Source organism: Corynebacterium aurimucosum, assembly GCF_046895345.1.
Taxonomy (GTDB): domain Bacteria; phylum Actinomycetota; class Actinomycetes; order Mycobacteriales; family Mycobacteriaceae; genus Corynebacterium; species Corynebacterium aurimucosum_G.
This window is the reverse complement of the sequence record NZ_CP160096.1, coordinates 1,462,502-1,479,062: the sequence shown is the minus strand read 5'-3', so window position 1 is coordinate 1,479,062 and position 16,561 is coordinate 1,462,502. Positions and strand designations below refer to the sequence as shown.

Here is a 16,561-nt window from a genome sequence, read left to right as displayed (position 1 = left end):
AATTGATTGCTGACGTTATGCGTTAGGACGCTTGCCGTGGTTAGCGGACTTCTTACGGCGATCCTTGCGCTTACGGCCACGCTTGCTCATCGCGTACTCCTTCTGTTAAGGGTAAATGAACTTATTTAACTGTAGCGGCAGGGTATGCCGAGGTGTTAATCGGGGGTGCAGCTTTTGAGGACTCTTTAAGCAGAGACGCGGGCACGGCCGCGGCTGCGGTTGCGACGCTTGATAGCGCGACGCTCCTCCTCAGAGAGACCGCCCCACACACCGGCGTCCTGTCCGGACTCGAGGGCCCACTTGAGGCAAGAGGAAGCAACCGGGCAGCGGTTGCAGACCAGCTTGGCCTTAGCGATCTGGGTGAGTGCAGGGCCGGAATTACCGACAGGGAAGAAGAGCTCCGGGTCTTCGTCGCGGCAAACAGCTTCGTGGCGCCAATCCATGATTGAAATCTCCTAACAAATTTTTGACAGCAGTAGATGAAAGCAGGCGCACCAAGGGCAGTTCACGGCAGTGAACTGTTCCGAGTGCTACGGGGTTTAAGTGAACTGGTCTGCGGTCAGTGGGGCCCTGTCTTGAGTTGGGGCCAGCGTCGCCGCCGCCATGGTTCACTTTTGGTTAACTTGGAGTTTTCTCCGAGTTAAGAACTGATTTAACAGCTCGTTGTTTTTGCTACCTGAGAATAATGACACGTTTACTCAAACTCCGCTAGGGGTAGAGACCAAAAAGTGTCCAAAGTCACTAAATAAATTCCGTCAATTCATGCATTTATTATGGATTGGGTCCTGTAAGAATCCTGTCAGAAACGCTTCCATCTGCGGTGATGGGGGTAAGGCGGTGAGTGTGGTGACCTGGATCGCGTCAAATCCGGATTGCTTCCTCTGCCCCCGAAACGCGGAGGGTGGGAAGCTGAAGCTGAGCATAATGAAGTTGTATTCGGAAAGGGGATATCCGTGGGCGCGTGAGGCACTGGCGTGGAGTAGTCCTAAGTACAAGGCTGAGAAGTAGACTAAATCTCCGTGAATAAGAAGCAGAAACAGTCCTCGACCACGCCTGTCCAAACTGAGGGAGGCCGTCCCCCGGGAACGGTGATAGCGGCTGCCGGCATCGCCGTGCTCCAGTCCATCGCGGTTATTATCTTCGGCATTTTCCTCATCGTCCGTGAGATAACCGGTGCTGAGAACGACTCCATGGTGTCCGATTCTGGGGCGACGGGCTTCGTCGGCCTAGGGACGGCCATCTTCATTTTTATCGTCTTCGGCTTTGTCATCGTCGCCTCGTGGGCCTTTGTTAAGGGCAAGCGCTGGGGCCGCGGAGCTATCGTGCTCGTGGAGTTTATTTTGGGTGCCATCGCCTTCCAGATGTTCAGCGGAGGCTCAGCAGCGCTCGGCGTCGTGACGCTGGCCAGCGCAGCGCTGGTGCTCTACCTGCTCATGGTGCGCCCTGAGGCAGCGCAATGGGCTGAAAGCCACTTCTAGGCGCGCTGCTTCTTAAACAACGAAGAAGTTAAGAGGCAGTGAGCGCCACGGCGGTGTTTCCACGCTGCTCGATGATGGCAGTACCCGCAAGAGTCAGCGAAACTGGACCGTTATAGCCGTCACGGTCGACGGGAATGCTGCGCTCGGTCTTTCCAGTAGCCCAGTCCACCACGTCGATCCCTTCTTCCGTGGGCACCAGTAGCCGTTCGCCGACGGCGATGCCGGTGCCGACTGCCTGCTCCAGAACATGGTCCACTTTGAGCTCGGTTGGGGTAAAGAGATAAAGACGTTCGCCGTCGAACCACGTCATGTGGTGGGGAAGATCAGCGACCGCGGGGGCGAAGGGGGAAGCTGAATCCATGATGGCCTTCGATGGCTCCACGTCCGTGGAGGAGAGCGTTTTACCCTCAAAGCTACAGGTGATGATGCGCGGGGTATCTCCTGGCAAGAAAATAGCAGCTGCTTCCTGACTAAAAGCGACGAGGCGCGCGCCTGGGGTCTCGATTTTTATTGCCGTTGTGATCTCTGGTGAGCGGGAATCTTCAGGTGTGACTTTCTGAATGCGCAGCCACGTGGAGTCCGGAGAATCTGGGCAGGATTCGGTGACCCCCATCGTCTCTGTACGAGTCAGGGCTGAGGTGATGGTGCAGTCTTCATGAGGCTGCAGATCGGGTTCTTGTTTGGCATCGACATCACCGTATTCAACGGTGCGTACCATGTCTGAGCGCCACAGCTCCACTCGCTCGGTAGAAACGGTTCCTACGCGGTCGTTCGACAGAATGGGGACCACCTGTTCGGAATTGCGGGAGCTACGGGTGTCGGAGTACTGGCCGGTGGCGGCATCGATCGATACCACATCGCCGCAGCCATTCCCAGCATCATAGGCCGCCACGACCTTGTCCCAAGCCGAACCGAGCACGCACAGATCAGCATCTCTGCGTTGATAGGTCCAGACCGTATCGCCAGAGGCATCCGAAGCGTTGAGCGTATCGCCGTCGTGGGTAATCAATAGCCCCTTTGCGGTTACTGCGCGGGTCTGGCCTGTCACTAGGGCGTTGGGAAGGCTAAAGGCTTCAGTCAAGGCGCTCGGGGCTGCATCGAGAAGTTGAGGGTGGGCCACCGCATTTACCGCTGGTGTGAGTTCAGCCTTATGAATCGGTGCCGTGATGATCGCGCCGCCAATTGCGACCGCGCAGACAGCGCTGATTGCGCCTACAGCTAGCCAGTCCGCCTTGGTGGCGCGCAAAATGGGAGTCCTCCCGGTATCAGGTTTGTTAGCCGGGAAGTTTCGTGCGTACTGGGTGCTCATCGGCGTCCTCCTTGAAAGGGAATACGTTTGCGGGAACGGGGGTGGTGGGAGGTGTGGTCGGATACCGGGGAAGAACGTTGGCCGCTTGCACGTGAATGTGAGCGCCGCGGTGCACCCAGCACTTTTGTGGGTGGGCCGACGGTGTCAGCAACCGCCTCTGGGATATCGAGGGCTTCCGCAAGCTCCGGGGAGGTGCTGAACCACTGCGGTGGCTCTGGCTGGCCCAAATCGAGATCATCGTTGATGACTTGCCATTTGCCCAGCTCGTCGTAGCCGACGAGAGTGATGGCTGTGCCGGTGTGCCCCGCGCGGCCAGTACGGCCTATGCGGTGGACGAAGGTCATGGGGTCATCGGGCACCTGGTAGTTGATGACGTGGGTGACATCGTCAATGTCGATGCCGCGAGCGGCGACGTCCGTGGCCACGAGAATCTCCACGGTGCCTTCCCGGAAGGCATCGAGCGAGCGTTCGCGTGCTTTTTGGTCCAAATCGCCGTGGACCGCGCCCACGCGAAAGCCGCGCTGTGCCAGCTCGTCCGCAACGGCGGCGGCCGAGCGTTTCGTACGCGTGAAGATGATGGTGCGTCCGCGGCCTTCTGCCTGCAGGACCTTTCCCAAGACCGCGATCTTATCCATACGGTGTGCCTGGAAGGTGACCTTGCGCGTGGAGGCATGCGTCTGCTGGGCGTCACCAGACTCGGCGCGGATGTGGACCGGCTTTTCAAGGAAGGTACGTGCCAAGGTCACGATGGGCCCAGGCATGGTGGCGGAAAAGAGCATGGTTTGGTGTGGATTGCCGTGCAGGAGTGAGAGGATCTTCTCGATGTCCGGCAGGAAGCCCAAGTCCAGCATCTCGTCGGCTTCATCCAGAACTAGAACACTGACGTGGTCGAAGGAGAGATGCTTCTTCTGGCAGAGATCGAGCAGGCGGCCCGGGGTGCCGACGACGACGTCTGCACCCGATTCAATCTGCTGGATCTGTTCTTCATAGGGGCGCCCGCCACACAGGGTGACCACGCTGAGCGGAAGATTCGCGGCGGCGAGCTCCAGGTCGCCGCTGACCTGGATTGCTAACTCGCGCGTCGGTGCAATGACCAGTGCGCGGGGAGTGCCATCAAGCTCCGGAATGTCAGCGTCATCGAAAACGCGATCCAGCAGCGGGACACCGAAGCCATAGGTCTTGCCCATGCCAGTGCGCGCTTGGCCGATGAGGTCCTGGCCATTCAGAGCGATAGGTAGGGTGAGTTCCTGGATGGCAAAGGTGTGCGTAATCCCGTTGTCAGCGAGGGCATCGCAGATCTCTACGGCGACGCCGAGTTCGGCAAAGGTAGGGGATTCGCGGGATTCGCGGGATGATTTCGGGGCAAGCACACCTTGATAGTAGAGGACGTGGCTATAGTGGGGCCATTAGAGCGCCGGGGGCGCAGTTCTCACGGCACCGATTAAAGAACACGATTTAAGGGAGACACACCACATGGATATCAAGTTTGGTTTTGCCGATACCGCCCGCGAGCTGGTTATTCACGCGGAAGGTGAGCGCGAAGAACTGACCCAGACCATCAATAACGCCTTGGCAGACAACTCCACCCTCGAATTGAAGGACACCAAGGGGCGCGCCTACATCGTGCGCACCGAGCGGGTGGTCTACGTGGAAATCGGTACCGCACGCGCCCATACCGTCGGATTTGCGGGCTAAGTACGCGAGCGCTGGCTCAGCGGGTAGCCTAAATGGCCATGGAGAATCCCGCGGATTTTAAGCAGCACCCACAGCGCCTTTCAGCGGTGGAGCGCTTCGCGCGCGAGTACGGCTGGTGGCGCGTGGTGGCGATCCCCGTCATGGTCGTCATCACTGTGTGGGTGCTGGTTGATGTTTTCCGCTCCCCGTCCCAGGAGTCGGAGTTGACGGCGGCAGGGGAGACGTCGGCAAGCAGCACAGCCGGATCCGCCTCCTCGCGTAAGGGGCCGGATCCCGCCAATGCCAGCGCGGTGGCCGCCGCCAAGAATGGTTTGCCCGCCGGCGGTGACTACACCGAGCAAGGTGAGGAAACTTACCGCGATGCAGGGCCGTCCACCATGCACGCGGGCAAGGGCGGGAAGCAAACCATCCGCTTTTCCGTTGAGATTGAAAACGGCATCGACACCTCCGCATATGGTGGGGACGGTGCTGTCGTTGCGCTTGTTGACGCCACTCTGGCCGACCCTCGCGGGTGGACGGCCAACGGTGACTTTGAATTCATCCACGTCAAAGCCGATGACAACCCTGATACGCACATCCGTCTGACGTCATTGGGAACCACGGCGAAGTTGTGCGGCGCGCAGTTGGAATCAGAAACCTCCTGTCACACGACCATTACGGGGGAATCCGCGGTCAACCTCAACGAGTCTCGGTGGGTGCGTGGCGCGACGCCCTTTGAAGGAGACTTGGGCAACTACCGCCAGTACCTGATCAACCATGAGTTTGGCCACGCTATCGGTTTTGCGTCCCATCAACCCTGCGGCGGGGACGGTAAACTTGCGCCGGTCATGATGCAGCAAACGCTGAGCTTGAACAACGCCAAGCTTTTTGAGAAAGAACCCAACGAGGTTTATCCGGACGAGGATGTCACGTGCGAGCCGAACCCGTGGCCCTATCCGAACCCGGCTAATTCTGATCACGCTAAGCCCGAGTAGGTCGCCCCAAACCTAAGGATTATTTTCCCATGCCATTGCCACCTGAGCCCGTTCTTGCCGCTTTCAACGCCGAATTTTACCCGCGCCGAACGCAGGGTGAGCTTGTGGGGCCTGCGTGGGATAACGGGATCCGCGTGGGCGATATTGTCTTCGCCGAGGCTCGGCCGTGGACTGGCTGGTCCGCCAAGGTCCGCGAGAAACTCAGCCTGCCAGGAGCACGTATTGCCCGGCCAGTGCTGACTGCGGATGGTCGCTACACTGCTGCCGGATGGAAGGCCACGCACTTCGTGGAGGGGCAGTTGCGGGGGCGTATTGATGAAACGGTGCAGATGGCACTGCGCCTTGATGAAGCGCTCGAGTTGGCGCCGTTGCCGACAGTGGACCGGCGCGATGATGTGTTCGCACGGGCAGAACGGGCAGCGTGGGAGGAGAGCGGCGAGGCCTATTCCGATGCTGAGCTTGCGCAGCTCCCACTTGTTACCGCCCACATGGACGTGCTGGGGACCACGGTTTTCTCTGGTGCGAACCCGCCAGCGCTGACCGATATCGTTCCTTCCGCGGCACCGCGCCCGGTTGGCTGGTCCGCCGCGCTGGTCATAGTGGATGGCCTCATCGCAGGCGCAGTGGATGATGATATTTCTGCCCGCTTTGCGTCGGTTCCCGGCATACAGCAGCTGCTCTTGCGCGCAGTGGCGTATCGCCGTTACGTCAATACCCTGCACCCGCGCTCCAAAGCGACCGTGCGTTCGAATATTGAAAGGGTCGAAGAGGCCCTCGTGTCCGCAGCATCTGACACACTATAGGGCGTGAAGTACAGCAGCGAATCCCCCACACGTACCGGCGTCACGCTTCCCCCCTCGCCGGAAGTCCGCCTCATTCCCCGAAGCCGCCGCGCCACGTCGCGCGAGTGGGATGTTCCCTTGCCACAGCAAGGTACCTGGCGGGTGCTTGGTGCGGCGGGGTCAGGGGTGTCGAGCCTGTTGATCGACGTTGTCTTGGCCCAACTCAATGCTGGAGCCGATGCCTCCGGCATCCTCGTCGTCGCCCCATCCAAGGAATCCGGCTCGTTGCTGCGCCGGGAGTTAGCAGAAAACCTCGATGACTACGCCGCACAGACTTCGATGGTGCGCTCGGTGCACTCGTTGGCTTTTGCGCTTCTGCGCCAAAGCAGCGAGGAGGAGCTGCGTCTCATCACCGGTGCGGAACAGGATGCAGTGATCCGTGAGCTGCTGCAGGGCCATGCGGCCGATCGCCGGGGCGCGTGGCCAGAGGAGATGCGCCCGGCCCTGGAGTATGTGGGCTTTGCGCGCCAATTGCGTGATTTGTTGCTGCGCGCCATCGAACGGGGGCTGGGCCCGACGGACTTGGAGGAGCTGGGACAACGCTACGGCCGGCCCATGTGGGTGGCTGCCGGAGACTTCCTGCGCGAGTATGAGCGCACTCAGGCGCTGGCGGGTTCGCATTCCTATTCCGCTGCGGAGCTGGTCAGCCAGGTGCTTTTGCGCCCAGAGCTGTTGCGCGAGCACCCCTGGCACACCATCGTGGTCGATGACGCGCAGTTGCTGGACCCGACCTCCGGCCAGCTGATCGCGGAGCTGGCGAAAACTGCACGCCTCACCGTGATCGGCGGTGACCCCGACCAAGCAGTCTTCGCCTTCCGTGGTGCTAATTCGGAATTCCTCACCACCTGGAAGGCAGAGAACGAACTTCGTCTGAGTTCTACGTACCGCAGGCCGTCCCCGGCGTGCGTGAGCGTCGTGGATTCCCGCGGCACCTTGCGTGATGTCCTAGCCAATACGGTTCGCCGCCGGCACTTAGAAGACGGCGTGGACTGGCGTGATATCGCAGTGATCGTGCGCTCTACCGGGGATATTGGACCTACCCGTCGCACGCTGCTTTCTGCTGGCGTGCCGGTGCACATTAACCCCACGGACGTGGTGCTCGCTGAGCAGCGCTTGGTCAAAGCAGTACTTCTGGCTTTGCGCGCTCTGGAGAATGAGCTTGAGCCCGTGGAGCTCGAGGACCTGATTATCGGTCCCGTGGGCGGTGCTGATCCGGTGACGCTGCGGAGGCTCATCCGCGGCCTGCGCCGTTGGAAGCCGGAGCAGCGCGGAATGAATACACTGCGGGAGTTGCTGGACGGTGAGTTGCCGGACTTCAATAACCTCCTCACCGAGCGCGAGGAAGCGATTTTGGCGCGTATTCGCGGGGTGCTGTCTGCCGGGCGTGAAGCCTTGCAGCAAGGCGCTGCTGTTGAGGAAGTCCTGTGGGAAGTGTGGCAAGCCACCGGTTTGGATACGCGCCTGCAGGCAGCCGCCCTGCGCGGCGGTGCCGCGGGTTCGCAGGCGGACCGTGACTTGGATGCGATGATGGCCTTGTTCGACGCCGCCGGCGATTACGCCGAGCGCCGTCCGGCGGCTTCGTTGGAGTCCTTCATTCTGCACATCACGGAGCAAGAACTGCCCACCGGCGTGCGGGATCGCCGCTCGGCATTGCCCAATGCAGTAGAAATCCTCACCGCGCACGGCGCAGTGGGGCGCGAGTGGGACACCGTCATCGTGGCGGGCATTCAGGAAGGAACGTGGCCCTCGGTAGGGGAGACCGGTTCTCTTTTTGGGCAAGAAGATCTCATCGATTTGCTGGATCGCAGCATCACTCCCGGCACCCCAGTCAGCCACGTGTCGGGGCGCTTGGCGGAGGAGCGCCGTCTCTTCCACGTGGCCACTACCCGTCACCGGCAACGGCTGCTCATCGTGGCGGTGGACTCACCGGAGAGCGATGTCGTGGAAGAACCCTCGCGCTTCATCGATGAATTCCTTTCCACTCGCGGTGTCGATGTACCGGGAGCCCAGGCGCGCCGAGAGGCGGGCAAGCGCCTCGCACGCCAGGCCTGGCCACGTGAGTTGGGCCTCGAGGTGCCGGAGCCGAATCCGGTGACGCTGCCCAGTGTTGCTAGTGGGGAGGAAGAGCTCGATCCTCTCGATGTCTCCGTACTCTCGGTGCCCGCGTTCGTGGCGCAACTGCGCCGTTGTGCAACTGATCCGGAGACCAATGAGGCGGAACGCTCCCAGGCGGTCCGGCAGTTGGCCCGTTTGGCGGAGGCCGGGGTCCCTGGGGCGCATCCGGATCAGTGGTGGGCCGCGCGTGGCGTGGCTTCGGAATTGCCGCTGCGTGGTTCAAGCACGGTGTCGCCTTCCCGGGTCGATGCCTTGCTCACGTGTCCGCTCAACGCGGTGCTCGGGCAGCTCGTGGAGGATGATTCTGCGAACATCAACCTGCTACGTGGTAATTTGGCGCATGCTTTCTTGGAAGCGCTGGGGCGCGGTGCTGCCGCCGAGCCTGCGAAGCTGCTAGTGCTCGATGCCTTCGATGCGCTTGTGGAGGGGCCAGCGTGGCACCGTGAGGCTGAGCGTGTGGACTTTGAGCGCCTTATCGACCGCACTCATAGTTGGGTGCTCTCGAGCTCTACATCACTCGAACCCGTTGGTGTTGAGGTCCCCGTCAGCGTGGACATCGACTCCGATGTCACCATTCGTGGGTTCATTGACCGGTTGGCGAAGGCCGGGGAAGACTACGTCGTGGTGGATCTCAAGACGGGGACAAAAGTCCCGTCGGTGGCCCGCGCCCAAGACAATACCCAGCTCATGACATATCAGTTGGCGCTAGCACACGGCGAGCTTGTCACAGCACCCGCGGAACCTGGCGGCGAGTCGCAGGCTGTGTCTATCCGGACGGGTGATGGCTTGCCGCGTGGCGGAGGTGTTCTGGTGTATCCGCGATCCAGTACTGCCGCCGTGTCCACCCGGGAGCAAGCCACCAAGCCTCCTGAGGAGCTCGAAGAGTTTGCGCAGTCGCTGCCCGCACTCGTGGCTGAGCTGCGTGGTCCGGACCTGACTGCACGTGAAAACGCTGATTGTGATCGCTGCCCGATCCGCTCTATCTGCCCTGTGATGAATGAAGGAGGTCTGGTGACCGATGCCTAAGAATCCCGCTCAACACTTCAGCCCTGAGGAGCTGGCTGCCGCGCTGGGCAAGCCCTTTCCTCCCACCCCGGAACAGGCCGCCGTTATTGATGGCCCGCTTGGACCGAAGCTCGTCGTGGCCGGCGCAGGCGCTGGTAAGACGGAGACGATGGCCTCGCGTGTTGTATCGCTCGTGGCCAATGGGCTCGTGCGGCCTGAGCAAGTCCTTGGCCTAACCTTTACCCGCAAGGCAGCCCAGCAACTAGAGCAGCGCATCCGCCGCCAGCTGCTAACCCTGCGCTCCTCTGGAATCCTTGCCCCGGGCAGCCCAGCGGCAGAAGCAGTGGAAAATATCGCGCCAAACGTGTCCACCTATGACTCTTATGCGGGTGATCTTGTCCGTGAGTATGGCCTGCTCATGCCGGTCGAGCCGAATGCCCGCATCATCACCGAGGCGGAGCGCTATGCCATCGCCCACGAGGTGGTCAGCAATTACTCGGGTTCGCTCAGCACAGATAATGCGGTGGCCACGGTCACCGCTACCTTGCTCAAGCTCGCGGAAACGATGGACGGGGAGCTTAAGAATCCGCAGGATCTCTATGAGCACGAGGACATCTTCCGCAAGACCGCTGAGGACCTAGAAAAGAGCAAGAGGACCAAAGGCGAGTTCGGCAAGGACTTGCAGAAATACCTGGATACCCAACGCCTGCGCCTGGAGTACCTGCCCTTGGTGGAAGCTCTCAAGAAGGAACAAGCGGAGCGCGGGGTCATCACTTTCGGTGAGCAGATGTCCATCGCCGCCACGCTGGCCAAGAACTTCCCGCTCTTAGGCGAGCAACAAAGCGCGCGCTACCGCGTCATCATGTTGGATGAGTACCAAGACACCTCCCATGCGCAGCGCATCTTGCTGCGCTCGCTCTTCGGAGGCGAGCGTGAGGGTCTATCAGTTACCGCGGTGGGTGACCCCATGCAGTCCATCTATGGCTGGCGTGGCGCGACGGCGGAAAACCTGGAAGCTTTTGTCACGGACTTTCCGCAGCCGGATGGCACCCCGGCCCCGAAGGATCAACTCACCACCTCCTGGCGTAATCCCTCGACGGTACTTAGCTTGGCTAATGACGTGGCGTCGAAGCTCTTCTCCTCAAGCCCCGGCGAGCGCCCAGTAGATGAGCTGTCGCCCAAGCCCACCGCGCCGGCCGGCAAGGTAGAGCTGAGCTATTTCGCTTCTGAGGACGAGGAGCGCGCTTTCATCGCTGAGCATCTCCGCCAGCTCTATGAGTCCACGCCGGAAGGCGAGGATTTCAATGCCGCCGTACTCGTGCGCACCAATAAGCAATCGCCGTTGATCGCCGCTGCTTTGGATGAGGTCGGTGTGCCCAACGAGATCTTCGGCCTGGGTGGACTTCTCTGGCAGCCGGAGATCCAAGATCTTGTGGCGGTAGCCACGCTTTTGGTGCGTCCACAAGACACCGCCGCAGCGCTGCGTGTGCTGACCGGACCGATGTGCGGTCTGGGCATCGCCGATATTCAGGCGCTGCATTCGCGTCAGCGTAATCTCGCCGGCGCCACCGAAGGCCGCACGCGGTGGGAAGGCGGTGATCCCCTGGCGCACCTAGCCGCCCAGGTTGAGGAGATTACCGCGGAGGGGCCGGACCAGGTGCTGGGGCTTGCCGACGCCCTCGCAGACCTCGGCGAACGCGATCGCTACAGCACCGAAGGCTTGGAGCGCATGGAGGAGGTCTCCTCTAAGCTGCGCTACCTCCGCACCTATTCTCTGGGAAAGTCGCTCAACGACATCGTGGCCGATATTGAGCTTCTCTTCGGCTTGCGCACCGAAGTCCTCGCCTCAGGCAAGCCGGGCGGGGCAACGCACCTCGACGCTTTCGCCGACTTTGTCGCGGGCTTCCACGGTGATGGCTTGGCCGGCCTTTTGGACTATCTTGAGTTGGCCAAGGAGAAGGAAGACGGGCTCGAACTGGGAGAGGTCCCGCTTGTGCGCAACCGCGTGCAGATCATGACGGTGCACAAGGCCAAGGGCTTGGAATGGGAACACGTCTGCGTGGCACATGCGGATTCCTCGAGCTACAAAGCGCAGGCGGAGACCTTCCTGACCAAGATCGAAAAGGCCCCAGGCGACGAGGACGTCATCGATGTGCCCGAGGATGCGGTGACGCGCTCTGACTTTGATAAGGCCTGCACGGCTTTCAAAGAACAGAACCGCGAGTTCCAAGCAGAGGAAGCGACGCGTCTTTTCTACGTGGCCATGACCCGCACCGAGTCCACGCTGACGGTGACTGGTTCCGGCACGAATAGACTCAAGGGAAAAAGCAAGAAGGGCCCCTATTCCTACCTGCAGTTGTTGGCGGATAAGCACCCAGAATTGGTCGGGCATTGGGATATCCCCGACATCCCTGTGGAAGAGGAGAAAGGAGGTGCAGTTGAGGCCTCCTTCCCTTCTTTGACCCCGCAGACGGAAGCGCTGCAGGCAGCAGAGGCGGTACGCACGGCAATGGAGAACCTCCCCCCGCTGCGCGATGGCGAAGTCTTCGGTCTCTGGGAACAAGAGGCGAGCGCGCTCATTGAAGAGCACAAAGCGCTGCAGGCCCCGGTGGTCGATGTAGAACTACCCGGCGAGCTGACGGCCTCTGACATGGTGGCTATGTCGGCGGATCCCACCCAATTCGCACGCCGCCAGCGCCGCCCCATCCCCTTCAAACCTAATTCCTACGCCAAGCGCGGCACTGCTTTCCACGCCTGGCTGGAGGATCGTTTCGGTTCGCCTGCCTTGCTGGGGGAGGATGAGCTGCCCGGTTCGCATGACGCACCGGACCACGACATGGAGTCCCTCAAGGAGTCCTTCCTAGCCTCGGAGTGGGCACAGCGCACGCCGGCTTTCGTGGAGGCCCCCTTCGAGATCACCATTGGGGACTCCGTCGTCCGCGGCCGCATGGACGCGGTATTCCAGCAGCCGGATGGCTCCTGGCTCATCGTGGACTGGAAGACTGGCCGCCGTCCACAGGGTGCCGCATTGGCCTCGGCGCAGATTCAGCTCGCCGTCTACGCGGAGGCATGGCGGCGCATCCATCGCGTGGAGACTGTCCGCGCGGCTTTCTTCTACGTGCATGAGAACTATCTTTTGGAGCCGGAGGACTTGCCCACCGGGTCACGGTTGGCTGAGCTTTTAAGCTCTGCAGTTTCCACGCCACCAGGGTTGAGTCTAAGGTAGTCTCACGAGGAAATCCGCATCATCTAGGGAGGTTGGCGTTTCGTGCCCAAGCACTTAGGCAAACGCATTACGTCGCGTTTCTTGTCGCAGGTAGAGCTGACCTCGCAGCCTGACCATGCGCTCATTGACGTCATCACGATTCCGCGCACGCAGAGCACCAGCCCGTGGAAGCAACTGGCGCGCCGAGTTATCTGGGCTATGGGGCTGATGGTCTTTGTCACCATCATCGTCTTTTTCGACGGGGATGGCTACAGCGAAGACCTGTCCTTCCTCGATGCCGCCTACTATTCAGCGGTGTCGTTGACCACTGTGGGCTATGGCGATATCGTTCCCGTCACCCCCACCGCGCGTTTCATCAACCTCATTATCGTTACCCCGGCCCGCCTGCTCTTCCTTGTTTTGTTGGTCGGTGCTACCTTGTCGGTTCTGACGGATCGAGCCCGCCGCACCTTTGAAATCCAGAATTGGAGAAAGCAATTGCGTAACCACACCGTTGTCATCGGCTATGGCACCAAGGGCGCAGGTGCGGTCGCCGCGCTTATCGCCGATGACGTTCCCGCCTCCCAAATCGTGGTTGTTGACAACAACCGCGCGGCCCTAGCCAGCGCCGAGCACCACGGCCTCGTCACCATTTACGGCTCCGGAACCAAGCAAGACGTGCTGCGCATTGCCGGCGCGCAGCACGCCTCGTCCGTGGTGGTGACTCCGTCCACGGACGATACCGCGGTGCTGTGTACCTTGTCCGTGCGCGAGCTCAACCCCAAGGCCAAGGTGGTCGCTTCCGTGCGTGAATCCGAGAACCGCCACCTTCTCCTCCAATCCGGTGCCGATTCGGTGGTCACCTCCGCAGAGACCGCCGGACGTCTCCTGGGCCTAGCCACCGTGACACCGACGGTGGTGGAGATGATGGAGGACCTCCTCTCGCCGAACGAAGGCTTTTCCGTGGCCGAGCGCGCGGTGCGCGAATTCGAAGTGGGCTCCAACCCACGTCACCTCGCAGACATTGTTCTGGCGGTCCTGCGCAACAACGAGCTACACCGCGTCGATACGGCAGACGCGTATGCACTCAAGCCTGGTGACCGCCTGCTCTATATCAAGCATGAGATGCAGCAGGCCGCGGAAGAGACCGATGAAGACGAGGACGAAGGCAACTAATGTTCCTGCCCGTCACCGAGACTGGCCGCGTCCCAGTTACGCCACAGGGCCAGCCGGTCTTTCTGACTGAGCCGACGGGGAACATCGTTGTCACGGCCGGGGATATTCACGCTTTCCTGGTGGAGTCCGAGGCCGCCGAGCGGCTCGGTACACTGCGCGATGCCACCTTCTTCAACGGTCAGCGCGACATTCTCAAAGCCCTGCATCTGATCCGAAACCGTCGGGAAGCGCGCTTTGATCCACGCACTGGGCGGGAGCTGTCTTACCCTGCGCCAGGGGCCGTGGGGCACGATGGCGAACGCCTCGTCTTTCCCCGCTTGGATCCCGCCGTCATCGGCATCATTCACCACGCGGAGTCGGACCGTATCCTGCTGGCTCGCAACCGTCACCGTCCAGGATTCTTTTCACTCATTGCCGGCTATGTCGATCCCGGCGAGACCCTTGAAGAGGCGATGGTCCGCGAGGCCTTGGAAGAAACCGGTCGCCGCGTTGAGTCAGTTTGCTATTGGGGCTCGCAGCCCTGGCCGCCTAGTGGCTCTTTGATGGTGGGCTTTTCCGCGGTTACGGAGGATGTCCAGCCCGTGTGCGATACTGACGAAGAGCTCGCAGAAGTGCGGTGGGTGTCCCGCGCTGAGCTGCCAGAACTGACCATTGCCCGCAAGGGGTCAATTGCACACACGATGATTATGGAGTGGTTCCACGGTGATGAGACCGGATCTGTCCCTGCTCGATGAAGACCAGCGGGCCGCAGCCACGGCGCCGCGCGGCCCAGTCTGCATCCTGGCGGGTGCCGGAACGGGTAAGACCCGCACGATTACCTATCGCATCGCTCACATGGTGGACCAGGGTTTCGTCAACCCGCAGCGCGTTCTGGCCGTCACCTTCACCTCTCGCGCCGCGAGTGAAATGCGCGAGCGGCTCAACCAGATGGGCGTTGGGGGAGTGCAAGCCCAAACCTTTCACGCCGCAGCGCGCCGCCAGTTGAAGTACTTTTGGCCGCAGGTTGCTGGGGATCTGCCCTGGCAGCTCATCGACAACAAGTTCAGCCTGGTCGGCCGCGCGGTCCGCTCGCTTGGTCTGGACAACAACAAGGACACCATTCGTGATTTCCTGGGGGAAATCGAATGGGCAAAATCTTCGCTGATTAGCCCCGAGGGCTATCCCGGTGTCATCGAATCCACGGACCGCGAGGCACCAGGGGATCCGGCCAAGGTGGCGGAGGTCTTCCGCCGCTATGAGGATATGAAGGCCACCCCGGATCTCATGTACCTCGATTTTGATGATTTGCTCATGCATATCGCCGGCGCCATCGAGAACGTGCCTGCGGTGGCGGAGGTCTTCCGTGAGCAGTACCGCACCTTTGTGGTGGACGAGTATCAAGACGTCACACCGCTGCAGCAGCGAGTACTGGAGGCCTGGTTGGGGGAGCGCGATGACCTGACGGTCGTGGGCGATGCCAACCAGACCATCTATTCCTTCAACGGTGCTTCCCCGGACTACCTTCTGAATTTTTCCCGCACCTACCCGCAGGCCACCGTGGTCAAGCTGCAGCGAGACTACCGCTCCACCCCGCAAGTGACGGACCTGGCTAACGAGGTCATCTCGAAGGCTTCGGGCCGCGCGGCGGGGACCCGTTTGGAGTTGCAGGGCATGCGCGAGCCTGGACCCGAGCCCACGTTTAAGGCCTATGAGTCTGAGGAGATCGAGGCCAAGGAGGTCGCAGGCCAGGTCCTGACGCTGCTCAACCAAGGCGTGAAGGCTTCTGAAATCGCCATCCTTTACCGCATCAACGCGCAGTCGGAGCAGTTCGAGCAGGCGCTTGCTGACGCTGGAGTGGTTTACCAAGTCCGCGGTGGCGAAGGCTTCTTCCGCCGCCCAGAGATTTTGGAGGCCATCCGCGTGCTCATCGCTGCCACGCGCCGTGATGATTTGCCGAATGATCCGGTGGCTGTGGCACGTGCGGCCTTCGTAGAGTTGGGGCTGTCCGCCACGGAACCGCAGGGTGCGCAGGCCCGCGAGCGCTGGCAGTCGCTCACGGCGTTGGTGGACCTCATCGCGCAGATCGTGGAGGACCACGAGGGGATAGACCTGCCTGGCGTGCTAGGAGAGCTGCACCGCCGCTCCGAAAACAAGCACAACCCCACGATGGAGGGCGTGACCCTCGCTACCATTCACGCTGCCAAGGGCCTGGAGTGGGATGCGGTGTTCCTCGTAGGCCTCACCGAAAAACTCCTGCCCATTAACCACGCCATCAAGGCCGGCGATGAACACGTGGAGGAGGAGCGCCGGCTGTTTTATGTCGGCATTACCCGTGCCCGCGAGCACCTAGCTTTGTCGTGGGCGCTGGCTAAGACCACGGGTTCGCGGGCCTCACGTGAGCGAACTCGTTTCCTGGACGGCGTTGTCCCGGGAATCGAGGAAAGCCAGTCATCAAACCGTCGCTATCGCCCGCGCCGTTGCCGAGTGTGCTCGGGGCAGCTCAGCAGCCCGGCGGAGAAGGTCCTCGGCCGCCACGAGTGGTGCGAGTATGAGGGTGATGAGGATGTCTTCAACGCGCTGCGCGCGTGGCGGGCGTCTGTGGCAAAGGACTCTCAGGTTCCTGCCTACGTCGTCTTTTCTGATGCGACTCTGCAAGCGATTTCGGAGGCTCTTCCCGCAAATGAGGCGGAGCTGCTGGATATCTCCGGGGTGGGCCCCTCCAAGCTGGAGCGCTATGGTGCGGAGGTGCTGCAGATCATTGCTTCTTCCCGCGGCTAAGAGGA

The 16,561-nt window shown here is 61.3% G+C and carries 13 protein-coding genes; 9 read left to right on the top strand and 4 right to left on the bottom strand.

Annotated elements, in window-relative coordinates:
* Window positions 1-15: 15 nt before the first annotated feature.
* A complete protein-coding gene (locus ABZS45_RS07085) occupies window positions 16-90 on the bottom strand; it encodes a 50S ribosomal protein bL37 (RefSeq protein WP_012714902.1) in 75 nt (24 codons plus the stop codon).
* Window positions 91-185: 95 nt separating this feature from the next.
* On the bottom strand, window positions 186-443 hold the full coding sequence (locus tag ABZS45_RS07080) for a WhiB family transcriptional regulator (RefSeq protein ID WP_010189168.1): 258 nt from the start codon (window positions 441-443) through the stop codon (window positions 186-188).
* A gap of 576 nt (window positions 444-1,019) precedes the next feature.
* On the opposite strand from ABZS45_RS07080, the gene ABZS45_RS07075 reads away from it, so the two are divergent.
* The gene (locus tag ABZS45_RS07075; RefSeq protein WP_412099220.1) at window positions 1,020-1,478 is read left to right on the top strand and encodes a hypothetical protein; all 459 of its coding nucleotides are present in this window, start codon (window positions 1,020-1,022) and stop codon (window positions 1,476-1,478) included.
* A 28-nt stretch (window positions 1,479-1,506) separates the two neighbouring features.
* Here the strand turns inward: ABZS45_RS07075 and ABZS45_RS07070 are convergent, their stop codons facing one another.
* Together ABZS45_RS07070 and ABZS45_RS07065 are read right to left on the bottom strand one after the other, a co-directional pair.
* Window positions 1,507-2,787, bottom strand: coding sequence for a hypothetical protein (locus tag ABZS45_RS07070; protein WP_412099219.1), 1,281 nt, complete (start codon window positions 2,785-2,787; stop codon window positions 1,507-1,509).
* Window positions 2,784-4,157, bottom strand: coding sequence for a DEAD/DEAH box helicase (locus ABZS45_RS07065; RefSeq protein ID WP_412099218.1), 1,374 nt, complete (start codon window positions 4,155-4,157; stop codon window positions 2,784-2,786). The genes ABZS45_RS07070 and ABZS45_RS07065 overlap by 4 nt, the downstream gene beginning before the upstream one ends.
* 103 nt (window positions 4,158-4,260) lie before the next feature.
* On the opposite strand from ABZS45_RS07065, the gene ABZS45_RS07060 reads away from it, so the two are divergent.
* From ABZS45_RS07060 to ABZS45_RS07025, 8 genes are read left to right on the top strand one after another with little or no spacing between them, the layout of a single operon-like run.
* On the top strand, window positions 4,261-4,482 hold the full coding sequence (locus ABZS45_RS07060; protein WP_412099217.1) for a DUF3107 domain-containing protein: 222 nt from the start codon (window positions 4,261-4,263) through the stop codon (window positions 4,480-4,482).
* 32 nt (window positions 4,483-4,514) lie between these two features.
* Complete coding sequence (locus ABZS45_RS07055) at window positions 4,515-5,456, top strand: DUF3152 domain-containing protein (protein ID WP_412099216.1); 942 nt, start codon at window positions 4,515-4,517, stop codon at window positions 5,454-5,456.
* A gap of 29 nt (window positions 5,457-5,485) precedes the next feature.
* Window positions 5,486-6,259: a hypothetical protein gene (locus tag ABZS45_RS07050; RefSeq protein WP_412099215.1), complete on the top strand. Its 774-nt coding sequence runs from the start codon at window positions 5,486-5,488 to the stop codon at window positions 6,257-6,259.
* 3 nt (window positions 6,260-6,262) lie between these two features.
* Window positions 6,263-9,439, top strand: a complete 3,177-nt coding sequence (locus ABZS45_RS07045) for a PD-(D/E)XK nuclease family protein (RefSeq protein WP_412099214.1) — start codon at window positions 6,263-6,265, stop codon at window positions 9,437-9,439.
* Entirely contained in the window at window positions 9,432-12,644 is a 3,213-nt protein-coding gene (locus ABZS45_RS07040) for an ATP-dependent helicase (RefSeq protein ID WP_412099213.1), read from the top strand. The genes ABZS45_RS07045 and ABZS45_RS07040 overlap by 8 nt, the downstream gene beginning before the upstream one ends.
* A gap of 42 nt (window positions 12,645-12,686) precedes the next feature.
* Window positions 12,687-13,799: a potassium channel family protein gene (locus ABZS45_RS07035; protein WP_412099212.1), complete on the top strand. Its 1,113-nt coding sequence runs from the start codon at window positions 12,687-12,689 to the stop codon at window positions 13,797-13,799.
* Window positions 13,799-14,533, top strand: coding sequence for an NAD(+) diphosphatase (locus ABZS45_RS07030; RefSeq protein ID WP_412099211.1), 735 nt, complete (start codon window positions 13,799-13,801; stop codon window positions 14,531-14,533). Before ABZS45_RS07035 ends, ABZS45_RS07030 begins: the two co-directional genes overlap by 1 nt.
* Complete coding sequence (locus ABZS45_RS07025) at window positions 14,505-16,556, top strand: ATP-dependent DNA helicase UvrD2 (protein ID WP_412101151.1); 2,052 nt, start codon at window positions 14,505-14,507, stop codon at window positions 16,554-16,556. The genes ABZS45_RS07030 and ABZS45_RS07025 overlap by 29 nt, the downstream gene beginning before the upstream one ends.
* The last annotated feature ends 5 nt before the right edge of the window (window positions 16,557-16,561 follow it).

Bases quoted from the DNA above. Each gene is read 5' to 3' on its own strand.
- ABZS45_RS07040 (WP_412099213.1), top strand. From the start codon at position 9,432: ATGCCTAAGAATCCCGCTCAACACTTCAGCCCTGAGGAGCTGGCTGCC.
- ABZS45_RS07080 (WP_010189168.1), bottom strand. From the start codon at position 443: ATGGATTGGCGCCACGAAGCTGTTTGCCGCGACGAAGACCCGGAGCTC.
- ABZS45_RS07060 (WP_412099217.1), top strand. From the start codon at position 4,261: ATGGATATCAAGTTTGGTTTTGCCGATACCGCCCGCGAGCTGGTTATT.
- ABZS45_RS07025 (WP_412101151.1), top strand. From the start codon at position 14,505: ATGAGACCGGATCTGTCCCTGCTCGATGAAGACCAGCGGGCCGCAGCC.
- ABZS45_RS07050 (WP_412099215.1), top strand. From the start codon at position 5,486: ATGCCATTGCCACCTGAGCCCGTTCTTGCCGCTTTCAACGCCGAATTT.
- ABZS45_RS07055 (WP_412099216.1), top strand. From the start codon at position 4,515: ATGGCCATGGAGAATCCCGCGGATTTTAAGCAGCACCCACAGCGCCTT.
- ABZS45_RS07070 (WP_412099219.1), bottom strand. From the start codon at position 2,787: ATGAGCACCCAGTACGCACGAAACTTCCCGGCTAACAAACCTGATACC.
- ABZS45_RS07030 (WP_412099211.1), top strand. From the start codon at position 13,799: ATGTTCCTGCCCGTCACCGAGACTGGCCGCGTCCCAGTTACGCCACAG.